18 protein-coding genes are annotated in these 12,529 nt (G+C 35.3%); 13 read left to right on the top strand and 5 right to left on the bottom strand.

Translation table 11 applies throughout. The features are described 5' to 3' along the window. The first annotated feature begins 4 nt into the window (after nucleotides 1–4). The gene (locus ACVWNY_RS12875; protein WP_246601454.1) at nucleotides 5–571 is read left to right on the top strand and encodes a sugar O-acetyltransferase; all 567 of its coding nucleotides are present in this window, start codon (nucleotides 5–7) and stop codon (nucleotides 569–571) included. A gap of 47 nt (nucleotides 572–618) precedes the next feature. Here the strand turns inward: ACVWNY_RS12875 and ACVWNY_RS12870 are convergent, their stop codons facing one another. The 3 genes from ACVWNY_RS12870 to ACVWNY_RS12860 form a co-directional block, all read right to left on the bottom strand. Beyond that, nucleotides 619–969 (bottom strand): DUF2200 domain-containing protein, encoded by a 351-nt coding sequence (locus tag ACVWNY_RS12870; RefSeq protein ID WP_454072102.1) that lies wholly within the window; start codon nucleotides 967–969, stop codon nucleotides 619–621. A 57-nt stretch (nucleotides 970–1,026) separates the two neighbouring features. After that, nucleotides 1,027–1,893 carry an aldo/keto reductase gene (locus ACVWNY_RS12865; protein ID WP_218325954.1) on the bottom strand — a complete coding sequence of 289 codons (867 nt, stop codon included), beginning with the start codon at nucleotides 1,891–1,893 and terminating at the stop codon, nucleotides 1,027–1,029. Between the two features lie 155 nt (nucleotides 1,894–2,048). Then, nucleotides 2,049–2,303, bottom strand: coding sequence for a hypothetical protein (locus tag ACVWNY_RS12860; protein WP_218325953.1), 255 nt, complete (start codon nucleotides 2,301–2,303; stop codon nucleotides 2,049–2,051). A 255-nt stretch (nucleotides 2,304–2,558) separates the two neighbouring features. On the opposite strand from ACVWNY_RS12860, the gene ACVWNY_RS12855 reads away from it, so the two are divergent. From ACVWNY_RS12855 to ACVWNY_RS12810, 10 genes are all read left to right on the top strand, one after another. After that, entirely contained in the window at nucleotides 2,559–3,281 is a 723-nt protein-coding gene (locus ACVWNY_RS12855; protein ID WP_218325952.1) for a dihydrofolate reductase family protein, read from the top strand. A gap of 16 nt (nucleotides 3,282–3,297) precedes the next feature. Next, nucleotides 3,298–3,642: a MerR family transcriptional regulator gene (locus tag ACVWNY_RS12850; RefSeq protein WP_218325951.1), complete on the top strand. Its 345-nt coding sequence runs from the start codon at nucleotides 3,298–3,300 to the stop codon at nucleotides 3,640–3,642. Between the two features lie 9 nt (nucleotides 3,643–3,651). After that, entirely contained in the window at nucleotides 3,652–3,825 is a 174-nt protein-coding gene (locus tag ACVWNY_RS12845) for a hypothetical protein (protein WP_218325950.1), read from the top strand. 225 nt (nucleotides 3,826–4,050) lie between these two features. Beyond that, nucleotides 4,051–4,251: a cold-shock protein gene (locus ACVWNY_RS12840; protein WP_218325949.1), complete on the top strand. Its 201-nt coding sequence runs from the start codon at nucleotides 4,051–4,053 to the stop codon at nucleotides 4,249–4,251. Nucleotides 4,252–4,388: 137 nt separating this feature from the next. Next, nucleotides 4,389–5,726, top strand: a complete 1,338-nt coding sequence (brnQ, locus tag ACVWNY_RS12835; RefSeq protein ID WP_218325948.1) for a branched-chain amino acid transport system II carrier protein — start codon at nucleotides 4,389–4,391, stop codon at nucleotides 5,724–5,726. 59 nt (nucleotides 5,727–5,785) lie between these two features. Further along, nucleotides 5,786–6,394: a DUF998 domain-containing protein gene (locus ACVWNY_RS12830; RefSeq protein WP_438721235.1), complete on the top strand. Its 609-nt coding sequence runs from the start codon at nucleotides 5,786–5,788 to the stop codon at nucleotides 6,392–6,394. Nucleotides 6,395–6,449: 55 nt separating this feature from the next. Continuing rightward, a complete protein-coding gene (locus tag ACVWNY_RS12825) occupies nucleotides 6,450–6,839 on the top strand; it encodes a hypothetical protein (RefSeq protein WP_218325947.1) in 390 nt (129 codons plus the stop codon). Between the two features lie 10 nt (nucleotides 6,840–6,849). Next, complete coding sequence (locus ACVWNY_RS12820) at nucleotides 6,850–7,305, top strand: GNAT family N-acetyltransferase (protein ID WP_454072101.1); 456 nt, start codon at nucleotides 6,850–6,852, stop codon at nucleotides 7,303–7,305. Between the two features lie 55 nt (nucleotides 7,306–7,360). Next, complete coding sequence (locus tag ACVWNY_RS12815; protein ID WP_454072100.1) at nucleotides 7,361–8,266, top strand: TMEM175 family protein; 906 nt, start codon at nucleotides 7,361–7,363, stop codon at nucleotides 8,264–8,266. A 67-nt stretch (nucleotides 8,267–8,333) separates the two neighbouring features. Continuing rightward, nucleotides 8,334–8,888 (top strand): hypothetical protein, encoded by a 555-nt coding sequence (locus tag ACVWNY_RS12810; protein ID WP_438720514.1) that lies wholly within the window; start codon nucleotides 8,334–8,336, stop codon nucleotides 8,886–8,888. Nucleotides 8,889–8,934: 46 nt separating this feature from the next. On the opposite strand, the gene ACVWNY_RS12805 is transcribed toward ACVWNY_RS12810, so the two are convergent. Next, a complete protein-coding gene (locus tag ACVWNY_RS12805) occupies nucleotides 8,935–9,264 on the bottom strand; it encodes a hypothetical protein (protein WP_218325943.1) in 330 nt (109 codons plus the stop codon). Nucleotides 9,265–9,438: 174 nt separating this feature from the next. Between ACVWNY_RS12805 and ACVWNY_RS12800 the strand changes: the two genes are divergently transcribed. Further along, nucleotides 9,439–9,933, top strand: a complete 495-nt coding sequence (locus ACVWNY_RS12800; protein ID WP_218325942.1) for an Lrp/AsnC family transcriptional regulator — start codon at nucleotides 9,439–9,441, stop codon at nucleotides 9,931–9,933. Beyond that, entirely contained in the window at nucleotides 9,930–11,093 is a 1,164-nt protein-coding gene (locus ACVWNY_RS12795) for an aminotransferase class I/II-fold pyridoxal phosphate-dependent enzyme (protein WP_438720516.1), read from the top strand. Before ACVWNY_RS12800 ends, ACVWNY_RS12795 begins: the two co-directional genes overlap by 4 nt. A gap of 86 nt (nucleotides 11,094–11,179) precedes the next feature. Here ACVWNY_RS12795 and ACVWNY_RS12790 read toward each other — a convergent pair. Then, on the bottom strand, nucleotides 11,180–12,529 hold a 1,350-nt coding region (locus ACVWNY_RS12790; protein WP_454072099.1), incomplete at its 5' end, for an amino acid permease.

Genomic DNA, 12,529 nt, shown 5'->3' with positions numbered 1-12,529 from the left:
TTATTTGGATACAGCAGAAATCAAACGGCGCATGGATAGTGGCGAAATCTACTATGAAAATGCCGAAATTTATCAAGAACAGGTTCAATATACCGACTGGATCTTTCAATACAATCAATTACTGCCTAGTAAAAAAACCGAAAAAATAGCTTTATTACAAAAAATCTTTGGCAGTGTAGGAAATGATACGACTTTAATGCAGCCAATTCATGCTAATTGGGGAAAAAATACTTTTATTGGTGAAAGAGTCTATAGTAACTTTAATTTGACTTTAGTTGATGACACTAAAATTATTATTGGAGACGATACAATGATTGGTCCCAATGTAACCTTGATTGCCGGAACTCATCCTCTAAATCCAGAGCTACGTTTAAAAAATGCTCAATATAATTTACCAGTCACGATTGGTAAGAATGTTTGGTTAGGGGCCAATGTAATTGTTTTTCCAGGAGTGACAATTGGCGACCATTCGGTGATAGGTGCTGGTAGTTTAGTAACAAAGGATGTACCAGAGAATGTTTTAGCTTACGGCTCACCATGCAAGGTGATAAAAAAAATAGAGAATAGTTAGATAGTAAAACAGCCAAGAGACGACAAAAATCGTTCTTGGCTGTTTTTTTATTTTCGTAAGATTTTTTCCATAGTTTTGCCTTTTGCTAATTCATCAATCATTTTATCTAAATAGCGAATTTTTTGCATCAAAGGATCTTCAATTTCTTCCACTCGCACACCACAAACCACACCTTTAATCAGTTTCGTGTCTGGATTTATTTCCGGAGCTACTGCGAAAAACTCTCTGAAAGAATGTTCAGCTTGAAGTTGCGCCATTAATTGTTGTTGCGTAAAACCAGTCAACCAACAAATAATTTGATCGACTTCTGTTTTAGTACGACCTTTTCTTTCTGCTTTTTTAACATACAAAGGATAAACTGTCGCAAAGGACATCTCGAATATTTTTGTGTTCGTCATCTAACGCTCCTTTTTTTATAATAGTATCAAGAAAAGAAGGGAGAGACAACCTAACGATTATTTATCAGTTGCCCGACGGAATACAGGAATGTCAGTGCTAGAACCATAATCAATTTTACCGATATTCTTTAAAGTCGCCATATCTTCAGCTGAAATTTCAAAATCAACATCGGCATTGTTTTTCATGTGAGCAATTTTTTCTGTTTTTGGTAATGGCAATAAATCAAGTTGCAACAAGTATCGTACTGCTAATTGAGGAATTGATACTTGATATTTTTCCGCTAAAGCCGTGATTTCGGGATTACTCATCATTTCACCATGGGCAATGGGCGAGTATGCTTCTACCAAAATATCATTTTTTTGAGCAAAATCGATTAATGCAACAGGTGTATGACCGATATGAGCCAAGACTTGATCAACCATCGGTTTAATTTTTCCATTGTTGATGATGTTTTCTAAATCAATTTGTTCAAAATTTGAAACACCAATTGCTTTAATTTTCCCTACTTCATATGCTTCTTCTAAGGCCTTCCAAGCAGCCAAGTTGCCATCAAAATAATGATTAGCCTCCTCTTGGAAATTTGCCCAAGGCTTAGGAGAATGGATAATCATTAAATCGATATAACCAATAGCTAATTTGTTCAAAGATTCTTCGATTGCGGCAACTGCACCGTCATAATTTTTAATTTCTGCTGCCAATTTCGTCGTTAAGAAAAGTTCTTCTCTAGGAATCCCAGAATGACGAATGCCAGCGCCTACTCCAACTTCATTTTCATAAGCTTGGGCTGTATCGATATGACGATAACCAACTTCGATTGCTTCAATCACTGCTTTTTCAGCTTTTTCGTCAGGAATCATCCAAGTACCAAAACCAATTTTTGGAATTTTTACTTCATTGGAAAGAGTGTACGTTTCTTTTAACATATTAGATCCTTCTTTCTGTATTTGTTAAAACAAGCCTAACACTTAAACTGGACATTAAGGCAAGCAAAAAGCCACTAAAAATAAATTCAGCCGAAATACTCAACAGCTTATCTTTAGTGGCACAATTCCTAACAATATTTTTCTACTCCTAGTGACTAAGCGCTAACCCCTTGAAACAGTCCGGTCACTTGTGTCCAAATCCCTGAAGCAGCGAGCGAGATTTTATCCCACAATACAGCGAAATCGGGATTTACCACAAAATTTTCCAACTGATTTAAAGCAACTTCATGGTAGTTGACGACTAAATAAAGGACGATTAATACGCCAGCAACGCGCCACAGCAAGGATCCCATGCGGATTGCAAAATACAAAATAAATGCAATCACAGCGATGGCTAAAATCTGTTCCATTTGTTTTCACCTCCTTTGAAAGGTAGTATGGCGAAACTTTTGTAAAAGAAAATAGGACTAAAGTCGTAGAAAAACTTGGAAATTAGAAAAGTCCTATAAGAAAGCACGTTTTCTTTTATTTGTTAAAAATTTTCAAAAAAACGGTTTGATTAAAATTTAATTAAGGAATGAAACTAATGGATTGCCTTAAAGTCGACTTTAAGTTGTAGAATCTAAACATAGAAATGAGAAAAATCATATTTAGGAGGAATAATCATGACACGACCATTTATCTTTTGCCACATGTTAACATCATTAGATGGAAAAATTACCGGCGATTTTTTTAAGAGTGAAAAAGCCAAATCTGCTAGTCTTCAATTCTACAATATTGCCTTCGGGAAAGATCCTTATTACAAAAACCAAGGCTGGCTTTCTGGTCGAGTTACGTCAGACGACAACTTTACTTTTTATAAAGAACCAGCTTTATCGGCAAATTATCAACCTGTCCCCGCAGGTGATTTTATTAGCCAAGTTGGGGCAGAAATGTATTACATCTCTTTGGATCCTTCAGGCAAATTAGGTTGGGAAAAAAATACAATTAGTTATCGAGAAACGGTCGCAACAGTCATCGAAGTATTAACAGAAAGGGTTAGCGAACAATACAAAGCTTTTTTACGAGAACTAGATATTCCGTATATCATTGCTGGAAAAGAAACGATTGATCCGCAAGTGACGATTGATAAGTTACAAACGTATTTTCAATTAGACAGCATTATGTTAGGTGGTGGTGGTGTAATTAATTGGTCATTTATTCAAGCGGGTGTTTGCGATGAATTAAGTCTTGTTTTAGCCCCAGTTGCTGATGGAAATCCAGATACGCCTTCACTTTTTAATGCTATCGGAGGTCAGGCTGATGGAAAGAAATTTGCTGATTTTAAATTAATAGAAAGCAAAGTGTTAGCAGATGATGCGTTATGGTTAAGATATCAAGTGGAATAATAAAGGAGGCTAAGGGATGAAAATTTCTGAAGCAGCACAAGAGACTCAATTAAGCCCTAGCCTGTTAAGACATTATGAACGAATTGGTTTGACAGGAACAATCAAACGAAATCCAGATGGTAGCCGAAATTATAGTTCGAAGGACATTAAATGGATTCATTTAATGAAACAATTATTGGCGAATGAGGTACCGCTAGAAGTTTTATTGGATTATAACTTTTTATATCGTTTAGGCCCTTTTACAGATGATTGGCAAAAGGAGTTATTAGAAGAAGCGCAGCAACATTTGATTGCGCGATATCAAGATTTGATGACCACTATGCAGCAATTGAATCAAGTTATTGCATCTTATCGGAAATAGGAGGGAATTATGAAAAAAAGCCATCGTTTGTTGGTAATCATTGGTATTACGGTAATCTTTTTTTGGGGTTGGGATTTGATGATGCCAAAAAAAAGTCAGACAATTCCTGATAGCGCAATTCAATTAAAGGTTGATTCCCAAGTGAAAAATTGTGAGTATACAATTTTTTTAAGTAGTCAATAAATCTGAGATTACTTGAAATTTTTCATAAAATTATTGGAAACTTAATAAAATAGCGCGAAAATGCTCTTTTTATAATAATTATGTTGCTATTGGATAACAGGCGTGTTATGGTATGAAAGTAATAGTTTTGATGTGTTTTTTAATTTAGCAAGTTTCGACTTCTTTTTACACTTCTCAATGTATTGCAAATAAGCACATTAGATGTGTATTTGGAGGTACTACAATATGAATAACGGTACAGTAAAATGGTTTAACCCTGACAAAGGCTTTGGATTTATCACTGGTGAAGATGGAAATGACGTATTCGCTCATTTTTCAGCTATCCAAGGTGACGGTTTCAAAACTTTAGACGAAGGTCAAGCAGTAACTTACGATGTTGAAGATGGTCAACGTGGCCCTCAAGCAACTAACATTGTTAAAGCTTAATTTAAACTTTTAAGTGAAGGTCATTATGACCTTCATTTTTTTTTTGCCTAAATTTACCTTATGAAGTGAAAAAAATCGATGATTCAGCTACAATGGAGAATAGTTTCAGATATTTTTCAAATAGTAGGAGATATTTTATGGAGAAAAAATTATCACTTAAGCATTATTTATTTATTGGTTCAATGTTATTTGGTTTGTTTTTTGGTGCTGGGAATTTGATTTTCCCTGTGAACATGGGTCAATTAGCTGGCAGTAAAGTTTTTTTAGCAAATTTAGGTTTCTTAGTTACTGGCATCGGTCTACCTTTTTTAGGAATTATCGCTATTGGAGCATCTCAAAGTGAGGGGCTATTAGATTTAGCTTCACGTATTAATCGCAAATATGCAATTATTTTCACCATCTTAATTTATTTAGTGATTGGTCCATTTTTTGCTTTACCCCGTTTGGCAACGACTTCCTTTGAGATTGGTATCGCACCTTTTACTTCAGGAGAACATTCAAAAATTGCGTTAGCTATTTTTAGTATTTTATTTTTCGTGGCCACTTGGTTCTTTTCCCGAAAACCTACCAAAATTTTAGATTATGTTGGTAAGTTTCTTAATCCAATTTTTTTAATTTTACTGGGATTTTTATTGTTTTTAGGATTTACACGACCATTAGGACCGATTGCTACGGCACCAGTACAGCCAGATTATCAATCCGCAACTTTTTTAAAAGGTTTTATTGAAGGGTACAATACCTTAGATGCATTGGCATCATTAGCCTTTGGAATTATTATTGTTACCACGATTCGTTCAATGGGTATTGAGAAACCTAGCCAAATTGCCAAAGATACAATTAAAGCAGGGACGATTAGTGTGATATTAATGGGAATTATCTATACTTTATTAGCTTATTTAGGTGCGATGAGTTTGGGAAAATTTCCGATTAGTGAAAATGGAGGAATTGCTTTAGCCCAAATTGCCAATCATTATTTAGGTACAATTGGTAGTATTTTGTTAGCATTAATTGTTATTTCCGCTTGTTTAAAAACAGCAATCGGTTTAGTGACGGCTTTTTCCGAAACTTTTGTTGAAATCTTTCCAAAAAGAAGTTATCAATTCTTTATTGTTTTTGCTAGTGTTTTACCTTGTTTATTTGCCAATATTGGTTTAACAAAGATTATTGAAATTTCGTTGCCAGTCTTGATGTTTGTTTATCCCTTAGCGATGACTTTAATTTTATTAGCAATTATCGGTCCGTTATTTAAAAATCGTCCGATTGTTTATCAAATGACGACTATTTTTACACTAATTGCGGCGATATTAGATGGTTTAGCTGCTAGTCCGAGTGTGATCGTCAACTTATCTTGGGTTCAGACATTATTGAACTTTGCTAAGCAATATTTACCATTATTTAATTTGGGAATGGGTTGGGTTGTTCCAGCCTTTGTCGGTTTTATTGTTGGTTTATTGATCGTTAAGCTAAAAAAATAAATTAAACGAAGGGGAGACCTTCGTTTTTTTTAATTGGAGGGAAATGTGTGAGAAAAGGTATGATATTTTTATTGTTAGCAGTGATCAGTGATTTTTTGACACCTTATGGATTGGGATTATTTGCACCAAATATCCATCAAATGAAAGATGTAATGAGCGCTTTTGGCGATGTCAGTAGTCCAGTGCGTACTCCTTTTTTAATTTGGTCAGTGATTTCGGGTATTTTATTTGTTTTGGCAGTCCCAGCTGTCTTTCATTATTTTCGCAAGACTTCGGTTGGTTTGGCGAGTTTGTTAGCTTTGTCAGTTGCGTTGTATGGAATTGGTGACTGTATTTTTACGGGGCTTTTTAGTATTAATGAAGAAGCAGCAACATGGAACTTATCTACTTGGATTCATAATATTGGCTCGGGCATCGGCTATGCAGGTTTTTTTCTATTCCCATTAATTTTGATATTACTTTATCAAAAACAAGGAGAACTAAAAAAAGTCAGGAAATATCAGCTACTCTTTGCTATTAGTCTTTTATTTGGTGCAATTTATGGTTTGGCTCAACTAAATGTACCGTTTCTCCATTTGGTAGGATTGTGGCAACGAGTTAGCTTTTTCTTTAATTATTTACCGATGGTGATTTTTGTTGGCGATGTTTTTAAAAATAAGTTACAATGAGAACGTACGTTCGCAACTTATTTTTAAAGAGGTGATAAAGATGGGAGAAGCGTTCATGTCATATCATCCAGATCCCTATGTTCGCAATTATGATGATCGTAAAATGGCGAAGTGGCTCGGTTTTTATCTAAGTGAGCATACGGCTGAGATGAATAAAGAAGAAAAAGATCGTCATGAAATATGGCAGCGACGAGAAATAATGAGTGACGAAGCAATCGGTAAAATATTAAATCAAGCTTATACGGATCAGCAAAAAGTTCGATTACAATTGGCTTTTTTAAACTCTGAGGGCCAACCAGAAGCTGATCTAATTGGTGTGATCGCTGGAATTGATCAACAAACCATATACCTGGTTGAAGAGATAGATCATTTTCAAACAATCTTGCTAGAACAAATCCAATATGTAGAACTGGTGACGTATCTTAAATGGAGTGAAGAAATTTAAAGGAGCAAAAATGCGAGAAATCATAAAAATAAAAGATCATCCTGAATTAACAGGATTAGCTGCCAATTGGTTTCATCATAAATGGGGTGTGCCGTTAGAAGCTTATTTAGAAAGTATTGAGACAAGTATCATTGGTAAAACAGCAGTCCCTCAATGGTATGGCATGTTTTCGAAAAATAAAATGATCGCCGGTATTGGTGTGATTGAAAATGACTTCCACGACCGTCAAGATTTGAAGCCAAATATTTGTAGCTTGTATGTTGAAGAGGGGTATCGTAACCAAGGGATTGCTGGTGAAATGTTAGATTTTGTTTGTCAGGATATGAAAAATCAGGGGATTGAAACGCTGTATTTATTGACTGACCATCAAGCATTTTATGAAAAATACCAGTGGGAATTTTACACTTTGGCACAACCAGAAGAGACACAAAATCCCAGCCGTATCTACCGTCATCGTTTCATTTAGTCTTTTGCGAATTTTCCAGTACAATAAAAGAGAATTCAAAAGAGGAAGTGGAAAAATGAAAGAAAGAGTTGTTGTTTTTGGCGATGCGATCATTGCGATTATTCTAACCATTATGGTTTTAGAGCTGCCGGTTAAATATTTTGCTAATGGTGCTGTGAATATGACTGAATTGCTGAGAGCGATTGGGATATATTTTATTAGTTTTTGTTTTGTGGCGAATATCTGGTTTCAAGGTGCTTATAGCTTTAATCGGATTACTGAAGTAAAAAATCGAACCTTGGTAGTTTATTTAATGATGCTATTTACCTTATCACTAGTACCTTCTGCTACTCGGTTATTAATTGAAGATACGACTCGTCAAACAATTATTATTTACGGTGTTTTGACCTTTATTGTCACGTTGATTTCGCGACGCTTGAATGCTAGTTTGGAATTACAAATATTGAATGGGCAACAACGGACGCGGCGCAAACAAGAGCTAGACCGCCAAGATATGTTTACCATGATTGTATTGGTTTGTCTGCTGATTTTTAGCTGGTTTTTTGTGAGAACAGCATTGATTGTTTATCTAATTATGCCAATTATGGCTTTTCTACAAAATATGATTGATCGAGAAGAAAATAATTTTGTCGATACTTTAGATCAAGACGAGCAAAATCAATATTATCAAAATCGTAAGGAAATAGTTGGGAACAATATACAACGGTATGGTCGTTTTCTGCGGGATTCGCTAAAGGATAGTAGCACACAAAATGATCCTGAAAAATTTCAAGCAGTCATCAACGAATGGCAACAACGTTTACATGTTGATATTGCTGAACGTAAAAAGCAGCTAGCCAATGAAATGAATCCTAAAGATCAACATAAAATCGAAAATGAACTCCGAAATTTAGATAGAATGAGTCAAAAATTAGCACAAAGAGGAAAATTTCCACCAAAAAGAAAAAATCGGGGAGCGTAATTTTTACGCTTCTTTGTTTATGTGCTATAATAAAATAAAAATATCGCAAAAGAAATAAGGTGAATAAATGTTTCGACCCACGCAAATAGAACACCCAATAAAAATGTATATTCGTCGTGATTTAGGAATTACCGTCGAACAATTTGGTCAAATTGCGGGCATTCCCCAATCAACTTTAGCTACTTGGATTAAACGAGAGCGACGAGTAGAAAAATTACCAATTGACTTTTATGCAGCTTTAGCAACAGTTGCTGATAAAAAGATTGAAATTGTCTATAAAGAATTATTGCAGTGGCAGCAGCAAGCTGATCGTTATAAACAGGAATCCCTTCAAACTTTAAGTGGTGAGCAGCCGTTGTTTGCTTTAGCGCAAAAAGAAGGACAAAAAATTTATCGTAAATATAAAGCGGAAGGTCGCCAGGCTGATTTACTTGAGCCAATGCGTCAGTTGCAAAAAGCCATCAAAAAATTAGACAGTGAGCTTTTTATTCAAACATTAATTGCCGTTTATGGAAATATTTCAGAACCGATGCCGCCATGGTTTGCTGGCAGCTTTCAAAAGAAAGATCAATTAAAAGAAGTTGGGCAAGCATTTTACAATGAAATATTGATTAAAGGCTAAAGAAAACCGCCAAGAGTAATTCTTTAAATTACTCTTGGCGGTTATTTTATAGTTCATTTGAAATAGTTTTAGAGATTTTTTTCAAATCATCAGTCATTTGACCAGTGTGCCTTGCAATATCTGAAACGCGTAAAAAGCTGTTTTTATACATTGCAACTTCACGCATTTTTTGATATCTCTCTTCGATTTCATTAAAAGTACGGGGTTTTTTATCAGACTTTTCAACGGTTTCTGAACCATTTTCATAATGCATTTCCAAAAAGGATAAAGCATCATTTACCCCATCTAAAAAGGCTTCATATTCTTCTTGCTGAATTTTACCTTCAGCTAAACGTTTTTTTTGTTTTTCAATAAATAGTTCAACGACTGTTTCCATGAATGACTCCTTCTATGACCGATTTAAATCAATTGTACTATGAATTGATGTAATTGAATAGATTATTTTCGGGAAAACAACTAATTTTTGAGAAAAATTTGACACTGGGAAGTATTTCATAAATAATAAACAAGTGATTAATTTTATGAGTTTATGATGAGAGAAGGTTTTTCAATGGAGAAAGCAAAACAACGTCAATTACTAAAAATTATTGAAAAAGATTGTCGCTTAAATGTTGCAGAAGTAGCAATTATGTTGGGCTTAGAAGAGCCCATAGTTGCGGCTGAATTGAAGCGGTTAGAAGAGAATAAGATTATTGCTGGTTATCGAGCTTTAGTTAATTGGGATAAAGTAGAGGATGATTGGATCGAAGCATTAGTGGAGGTCTCAATGGTACCTACCGGTGAGGATGGTTATCGCAAAGTCGCCCAGCAAATTAAAAGTTATCAAGAAGTTGAATCACTGTTTTTTATAAGTGGTGGTTTTGATTTTATCGTGTTATTGCAAGGACGAAATATAAAGGATATTTCTCGTTTCATTTCAACGAACTTAGCCTCCATTCCCGAAGTTTCTGGGACACGGACACATTTCTTGTTAGATAAATATAAAGAATGGGGTATTGATTTAACAGGAAACGACAACGATCCACGAATGCGGGTGAGTCCATGAGAGATTTTTTAGCGAAACGAATGACTAATATCAAGCCTTCAGGCATTCGTAAGTTTTTTGATATTGTTTCAGAACAACCGGATGCGATTTCTTTAGGCGTGGGGGAACCAGATTTTGATACGCCGCGTCAAATGACTGAAGTGGCCATTAATTCGTTGCGGGAAGGTCGAACTTTTTATACTGCAAATGCAGGTTTACTACCGTTACGCAAGAGAATTAATGATTATTTAAATGAAAGAGTGGGAGTAAACTATCAACCAGAATCAGAAATTATTGTGACTGTGGGAGGTAGCGAAGCGATTGATCTGGCTTTTCGCGTATTTTTGGATCCAGGAGATGAAGTGATTATTCCGGAACCAAGTTTTGTTTGCTACAAACCGATTACTGAACTTGTTGGTGGGAAAGCAGTTACGATTGATTTACAGATGGAGAATCAGTTTCAGTTGACTGCTGAGGAATTGGAAGCGGCCATTACACCTAAAAGTAAAATTTTGATGTTGTCTTATCCCAATAATCCAACGGGTGCAATTATGCCTAAAGAGGCGTTAATTAAAATTGCTGATGTAGTGAAGAAACATGATTTATTAGTAGTTTCGGATGAGATTTATGCAGAATTAATCTATGATGGTAGTTTTGTTAGCATTGCTAGTCTACCGGGGATGAGGGAGCGTACAATTGTCATTAATGGCTTTTCAAAAGCTTTTGCTATGACTGGTTGGCGTTTAGGTTTTGTCGCTGGGCCTGAAATATTCATCCAAGAGATGTTAAAAGTTCATCAATATACGATTATGGCAGCACCTACTGCTAGTCAGTATGCAGCCTTAGAAGGTTTAAAGGATTGGCATGACACAGTTGAAAACATGCGGTTATCTTATGAAGAACGGCGTAATTATTTGCATTACGCCTTAACTAATATGGGTTTGCCTTGCTATAAAGCTGAAGGTGCATTTTATTTATTTCCTCAAATTAGTCAATTTGGTTTGAGTAGCGAAGATTTTGCAATCCGTTTATTGGAGGAAGAAAAACTAGCAGTGGTCCCTGGAAGTGCTTTTGGAGAATCTGGAGAAGGTTACCTGCGTTTGTCTTACGCTTATTCGTTAGATGAACTGAAGGAAGCCATTCGACGTTTAGAAAAATTTATTCAAAAAATAAACCACTAATCAAATTTGATTAGTGGTTTTTAAGTTTAAATAACTTTTTCTAAATGATGAGTTCAAATTATAATAAAATTTTTAAGAATATAGAGTTATCTCTTGGAGAATTTAAAGCGATAAATCAGTAATAATAAAATAAACCACAAAGGAGTAAAAATTAAAGCTTCTAAGGTATCTGTCTGCAATGTTAAAGCAACCAATACGAAAAGTAAAAAGGCAAAAATCAAATAAGTCGAATAAGGAAAGAAAGGTAATTTAAAGTGATGCTGAGCAGCTGCCGCTGGATTTTTCTTGCGATACATCATATGAGTATAAACAATAATTCCCCAAATAAATAAGAAACAAATGGTTGCAACTGAGCTGATTAAGGTGAAGACTTGACTAGGTAAAAAGAAATTTAACACGACAGCAAAGAAAATAATAACCGTTGAAAACAATAGTGCTCTACCTGGAACACGGTGGCTAGTTAATTGTTTAAACTGTTTTGGTGCACTGCCTTCCTGTGCTAAAGAGCGAATCATTCTACCGGTACTGTAAATAGCACTATTGCAAGCAGACATAGCTGATGACAAAACGACAATATTAACAATCGATGCGGCTGCTACAATCCCGATCTCGGAGAATACTTGAACAAAAGGACTTTGATCTGCCGATAAACTATGCCAAGGATAAATTGACATAATCATAAATAATGAGCCCAAATAAAACAAAATGATCCGAACTGGAATATTGTTGATCGCTTTAGGTAAAACCGTTTCTGGATCACTCGTTTCACCACCAATCAAGCCAACTAGTTCCACTCCAGCAAAGGCAAAGGTTGCCATCTGAAATGATTTTACAAATCCAGAGCCACCTTTTGGAAAGAAACCACCCTGATTCCACAAATTGCTTACCGTCACATGACCAGCTGTTGTTTTATAACTGGTGATAATCATAAATGCACCAACAATAATTAAACCAATAATTGCGACGACTTTAATTAATGCAAACCAAAATTCCAACTCACCAAACAATCCGACAGCCACTAAATTTAAACCAAGTAAAATGACCAAGGCAATCATTTCTGGAAGCCATTGTGGAATATTTGGTAACCAATAACGGACATATAAACCAGTTGCGGTTAAATCTGCCATGGCAATCGAAATCCAACAAAACCAATAAGTCCAACCAGTAACAAAAGCGACTTTCGTACCTAAATATTCTGCTACAAAATCTAAAAAAGAATGATACTTCAAGTTAGTTAGCATTAATTCACCTAATGCTCGCATCACCAGAAAAATTACACCACCAGTAATGGCATAAGTTAGTAAAATAGATGGACCTGTTAATTGAATCGTTTTTCCAGAACCTAAAAAAAGACCTGTACCAATTGCTCCACCAATCGAGATTAATTGGACATGGCGATTTTTTAGTCCACGTTCTAATTCTTGATGTTTTTCCAT

The organism is Enterococcus sp. JNUCC 77 (assembly GCF_054819945.1).
The sequence above is the reverse complement of the archived record's forward strand: the minus strand, read 5'-3'. Positions and strand labels throughout refer to the sequence as shown.

Excerpts from the sequence above, each read along its gene's own strand:
- ACVWNY_RS12820 (WP_454072101.1), top strand. The coding sequence starts at position 6,850 with ATGCGAGAAATCATAAAAATAAAAGATCATCCTGAATTAACAGGATTA.
- ACVWNY_RS12860 (WP_218325953.1), bottom strand. The coding sequence starts at position 2,303 with ATGGAACAGATTTTAGCCATCGCTGTGATTGCATTTATTTTGTATTTT.
- brnQ (WP_218325948.1), top strand. The coding sequence starts at position 4,389 with ATGGAGAAAAAATTATCACTTAAGCATTATTTATTTATTGGTTCAATG.
- ACVWNY_RS12805 (WP_218325943.1), bottom strand. The coding sequence starts at position 9,264 with ATGGAAACAGTCGTTGAACTATTTATTGAAAAACAAAAAAAACGTTTA.
- ACVWNY_RS12870 (WP_454072102.1), bottom strand. The coding sequence starts at position 969 with ATGACGAACACAAAAATATTCGAGATGTCCTTTGCGACAGTTTATCCT.
- ACVWNY_RS12800 (WP_218325942.1), top strand. The coding sequence starts at position 9,439 with ATGGAGAAAGCAAAACAACGTCAATTACTAAAAATTATTGAAAAAGAT.
- ACVWNY_RS12825 (WP_218325947.1), top strand. The coding sequence starts at position 6,450 with ATGTCATATCATCCAGATCCCTATGTTCGCAATTATGATGATCGTAAA.
- ACVWNY_RS12795 (WP_438720516.1), top strand. The coding sequence starts at position 9,930 with ATGAGAGATTTTTTAGCGAAACGAATGACTAATATCAAGCCTTCAGGC.
- ACVWNY_RS12815 (WP_454072100.1), top strand. The coding sequence starts at position 7,361 with ATGAAAGAAAGAGTTGTTGTTTTTGGCGATGCGATCATTGCGATTATT.
- ACVWNY_RS12850 (WP_218325951.1), top strand. The coding sequence starts at position 3,298 with ATGAAAATTTCTGAAGCAGCACAAGAGACTCAATTAAGCCCTAGCCTG.
- ACVWNY_RS12840 (WP_218325949.1), top strand. The coding sequence starts at position 4,051 with ATGAATAACGGTACAGTAAAATGGTTTAACCCTGACAAAGGCTTTGGA.
- ACVWNY_RS12855 (WP_218325952.1), top strand. The coding sequence starts at position 2,559 with ATGACACGACCATTTATCTTTTGCCACATGTTAACATCATTAGATGGA.
- ACVWNY_RS12810 (WP_438720514.1), top strand. The coding sequence starts at position 8,334 with ATGTTTCGACCCACGCAAATAGAACACCCAATAAAAATGTATATTCGT.
- ACVWNY_RS12845 (WP_218325950.1), top strand. The coding sequence starts at position 3,652 with ATGAAAAAAAGCCATCGTTTGTTGGTAATCATTGGTATTACGGTAATC.
- ACVWNY_RS12830 (WP_438721235.1), top strand. The coding sequence starts at position 5,786 with ATGATATTTTTATTGTTAGCAGTGATCAGTGATTTTTTGACACCTTAT.
- ACVWNY_RS12865 (WP_218325954.1), bottom strand. The coding sequence starts at position 1,893 with ATGTTAAAAGAAACGTACACTCTTTCCAATGAAGTAAAAATTCCAAAA.